3 protein-coding genes and 2 pseudogenes are annotated in these 3,490 nt (G+C 34.2%); 4 read left to right on the top strand and 1 reads right to left on the bottom strand.

The window, feature by feature from the left end; translation table 11 throughout:
• Both NL42_RS18580 and NL42_RS18575 read left to right on the top strand, forming a co-directional pair.
• A pseudogene (locus NL42_RS18580) lies at positions 1 to 96 on the top strand (hypothetical protein); the annotation flags it as partial.
• Between the two features lie 200 nt (positions 97 to 296).
• The gene (locus tag NL42_RS18575) at positions 297 to 884 is read left to right on the top strand and encodes a uracil-DNA glycosylase family protein (RefSeq protein ID WP_461313873.1); all 588 of its coding nucleotides are present in this window, start codon (positions 297 to 299) and stop codon (positions 882 to 884) included.
• A 16-nt stretch (positions 885 to 900) separates the two neighbouring features.
• On the opposite strand, the gene NL42_RS18570 is transcribed toward NL42_RS18575, so the two are convergent.
• Positions 901 to 2,466, bottom strand: a complete 1,566-nt coding sequence (locus NL42_RS18570; RefSeq protein ID WP_461313872.1) for a phospholipase D family protein — start codon at positions 2,464 to 2,466, stop codon at positions 901 to 903.
• Between the two features lie 223 nt (positions 2,467 to 2,689).
• Here NL42_RS18570 and NL42_RS18565 point away from each other — a divergent pair, with 223 nt between their 5' ends.
• Both NL42_RS18565 and NL42_RS18560 read left to right on the top strand, forming a co-directional pair.
• Positions 2,690 to 3,124, top strand: coding sequence for a GFA family protein (locus tag NL42_RS18565; protein ID WP_461313871.1), 435 nt, complete (start codon positions 2,690 to 2,692; stop codon positions 3,122 to 3,124).
• A 192-nt stretch (positions 3,125 to 3,316) separates the two neighbouring features.
• Positions 3,317 to 3,490 (top strand): annotated as a pseudogene (locus NL42_RS18560) (hypothetical protein); the annotation flags it as partial.

The raw sequence follows: 3,490 nt of genomic DNA, 5'->3' as shown, positions 1-3,490 counted from the left end.
AAGATTGTGATTTCGGATAAAGTCATTAATCTAGATCCAGATAACAGTTTTGCTCATCCAAGAACAGGTAAAGTTTTTAAAGTCCTAAACTTTTAATAAGTTTGAGTTCACCAGCTTACTTACACGTTCTAAATTATTGAGGTGATTCCTACAGAGGTGTCGCCTCAATGTCTTTCAGTAAGAGCTGATTTTTCCCATTAACGCTTTAATTAAGAGAAATTGCATTTCATGACTCGTGATTAACTAAAAAATAGGGTAATTTGTTTATAAAGTTTTTAAGTAAACACTGATTTTTTATGATAATTGAGATAGAAACACATCCACTAGAACCCTTTTTACCTGAAAACGCGCGTTTACTCATGTTAGGTAGCTTTCCACCACCGCGTAATAAATGGAAGATGGATTTTTACTATCCAAATTTCCAAAATGACATGTGGCGAATTTTTGGTTTAATTTTTTTCCAAGATAAAACTTACTTCTTAAGTGAAAACCAAAAAAATTTTAATGAAGAACGTATCCGAAATTTCTTAATTAAAACAGGTATTGCAATCTTTGACACGGCTTACCAAATTAAACGGCTAAAGGGGAATGCCGCAGATAAATTTCTGGAAATCGTAACTCCAACAGATCTCACTGTTTTGCTTCAGCAGATTCCTCTATGTCAGACCATCATGACCACAGGCGATAAAGCAACTGATACCTTAATTTCAGTTTTACCCGAGAACACTGAAAAACCACTTATAGGGACATCTACGTCGACTTACTTTGCAGGAAGAGATATTAATTTATATCGCTTACCATCTTCTTCTCGAGCTTATCCATTGGCACTAGAGAAAAAAGCTGAGGCTTATCAAAAATTCTTTAAAGAGATTGGGATTTTATAAGCCAAGTTGAAGCCTCTTACATCATCCATTCAACTGGCAAATATGAAACGGCTTTAATCATTGTACGTTGGAAAAGGCTCGTATCTGGGTCTTTTTCATATTCAACAACTTGTCCATTCGACTGATAATCTAACCAAATAATTTTACCTTCACTGTTTAACTTAAGCTGATAAGCGACTTGAGGTAAATGCTGATCAAGCATGACTGAAATTTGAGCTTGTAATTGACTCGATTCAATAACAAGACCAACCTCAGTATTTAAGTATGTTGAACGTGGATCAAAGTTAAAAGAACCAATAAATACTTTACCGTCTACATCAAAAAATTTGGCATGTAAGCTCGATTTATTTTTACCTTTTGCTGGAATCACACTTCCAGTCACCACTTCATACCATGTTCTACGTCTGCGTTCTAAAAATGGCTTAAACTCAAATAGTTCTACACCGCTTTTAAGCATTTCGACCCGATATTGACTATAAAAAGCATGCACAATTGCTACATCATTTGCAGCAAAAGAGTTCGTTAAAACCCTGACTTTAACACCTTGAACTTTTAACTGTTTTAAATAGTAAGCGCCTTGCTGTGTAGGAACAAAATAAGCTGAAGCCAATTCAATGTGCTGCTTTGGTTCACCCATAATGGCCATAACTTGCCCATAAAGCATTTCTTCTTTAGAAGCTACTCCTAAGATCTTTTTCGGTGAATCCGCAACAAAATGTGCTTTTGACCATTGAATTGGATAGTGCTCTAGAAGTTCTTTTAAATAAGTTTGAGCATCATAAAGCTTGTCTTCGGTTTGAGTATGATTTTCACTTTCATGAAGTAGATCATGATAATGCTGTCGTAAAGATTGCAAGTGGTGGACAGCGCAAGTCCCGACCAGCTTGGTCGCATCTTGGCTTAACTCACTTTGCCAGAAATCATTAAAAACTTCTTGAGCATGCTGTACTGTATGCCCATAAAATAAAATATCTAGATCTGTAAACTGAAACTTACTACTTGCATCAAAATACTCACTACTGATATTTCGACCACCTGTTACTGCAATCACGCCATCTGCAATAATTAATTTATTATGCATACGATGGTTTACTTTCTTGAACCGGAAAATATAGTCCAAAATTCTTACATATCTAAATTTGTATGGATTAAATAAACGAATTTCAAAGTTAGGATGGTGTAGAAGGCTTCTTAGAACACCATCAAGTTTTACTCCATTTTGATCGTCAATGAGTAACCGAACTTTTACCCCACGATCTGCCACCGTTAATAACTCGTGCAGCATTAAGTTTCCAACAAAATCATTTGTCCAAATATAATATTGTAAATCGATTTTGTCTTTTGCATTTCTAATCAGATACATACGAGAAGCGATACTGATAAAAGCATCATCTAATGCAACAAAAGCAGTTAATCCTTGTTTAGTTTTTTCTGTAGATTGTTCATCATTTAACCAATTAAAGCTATTTGTCACTGTATCATTCTCATCAGGGTCGTATGTATCGTTATACGAAGGTGTATTTGTAAAGCCCCAGGCATTTAATGCCATACTACTGTACTGCTGATAGAGTTGATTAATCATGTAAGCTTTTAAGTCGCATCCAAGATAAGCACATCACAGCATTTTTATATTCAATTTATATGTCAAAATTCATATTAAACGGTATAAATGCATTCTGCCAAGCCTCAACTCTAGCAATTTCTTATATTCATAGGCACTTCTAAGAGATCATATCCATTTAAACATATAAAGTTAAATTTAACCTTTTTAAGGCTAGTGCTATATTCAATATTATTTTCTAAGGATGCTCGAGATGAGCCATGTAGGTTCTTGCTTATGCAGTGAAGTTAAATTCTCTATCACTAGCGAAATAAATACCATCTACCATTGTCACTGTAGTCTATGTCGTAAACAAACTGGAACAGGAGCCAATGCAGCAACTTTAGTGAGCAAGGATAAATTTGACTGCCTTTCAGGTTTTGAGCTTATCCATACTTATAAAAAAGAAACAGGCTTCACATCTTCATTTTGTAGCAAATGTGGATCGCCTGTACCTAATTTGGTAGGAACTACTCATTTTATGTGGATACCATTAGGTTTATTTGACAAAGACATTCAGGTCTTAAAGAAGCTTAATTTTTGTATCGTTTCAAAGACAAACTGGGCAAATACTGTAATTGCAGATCAATCTTATAATCAGCTTCCTACTTTAGATGAGCTAAAAATATTTTTTGATTAGAATAATTTTTTATCTAAAAACGAGACTCAATTTGCATTAATTTTAAGTTTTTCGGATGGTTATGCTTGCAGGTTTCACAAAAACACACTAATTACAATTGGCAGCACAACAATTACATTAGAAAACAGGATATCTATCATACTTCCTTAAAGGGCTGAGTGAGTAGCCTGACAATAAAAGGGAGAAAATAAAATGCCACAATATTTAATCATTGCTGAGAATGTGTATAAAAAGATTGAGGACAAAAATTTATTTTCAGAAAGCTCAGCAGAGAACTTAAATCAGTTGGTTGGCGTAATCCGCAAAGAAATTAAAGGAACCAAGTTTAAACTTAAATATAATTTTATAGATTTTGAAGAGTGCTTA

The sequence above is a fragment of the Acinetobacter sp. GN11 genome (assembly GCF_054823985.1).
The sequence above is the reverse complement of the archived record's forward strand: the minus strand, read 5'-3'. Positions and strand labels throughout refer to the sequence as shown.

Coding starts and splice junctions, on each gene's coding strand:
- NL42_RS18575 (WP_461313873.1), top strand. CDS start 297: ATGATAATTGAGATAGAAACACATCCACTAGAACCCTTTTTACCTGAA.
- NL42_RS18570 (WP_461313872.1), bottom strand. CDS start 2,466: ATGATTAATCAACTCTATCAGCAGTACAGTAGTATGGCATTAAATGCC.
- NL42_RS18565 (WP_461313871.1), top strand. CDS start 2,690: ATGCTCGAGATGAGCCATGTAGGTTCTTGCTTATGCAGTGAAGTTAAA.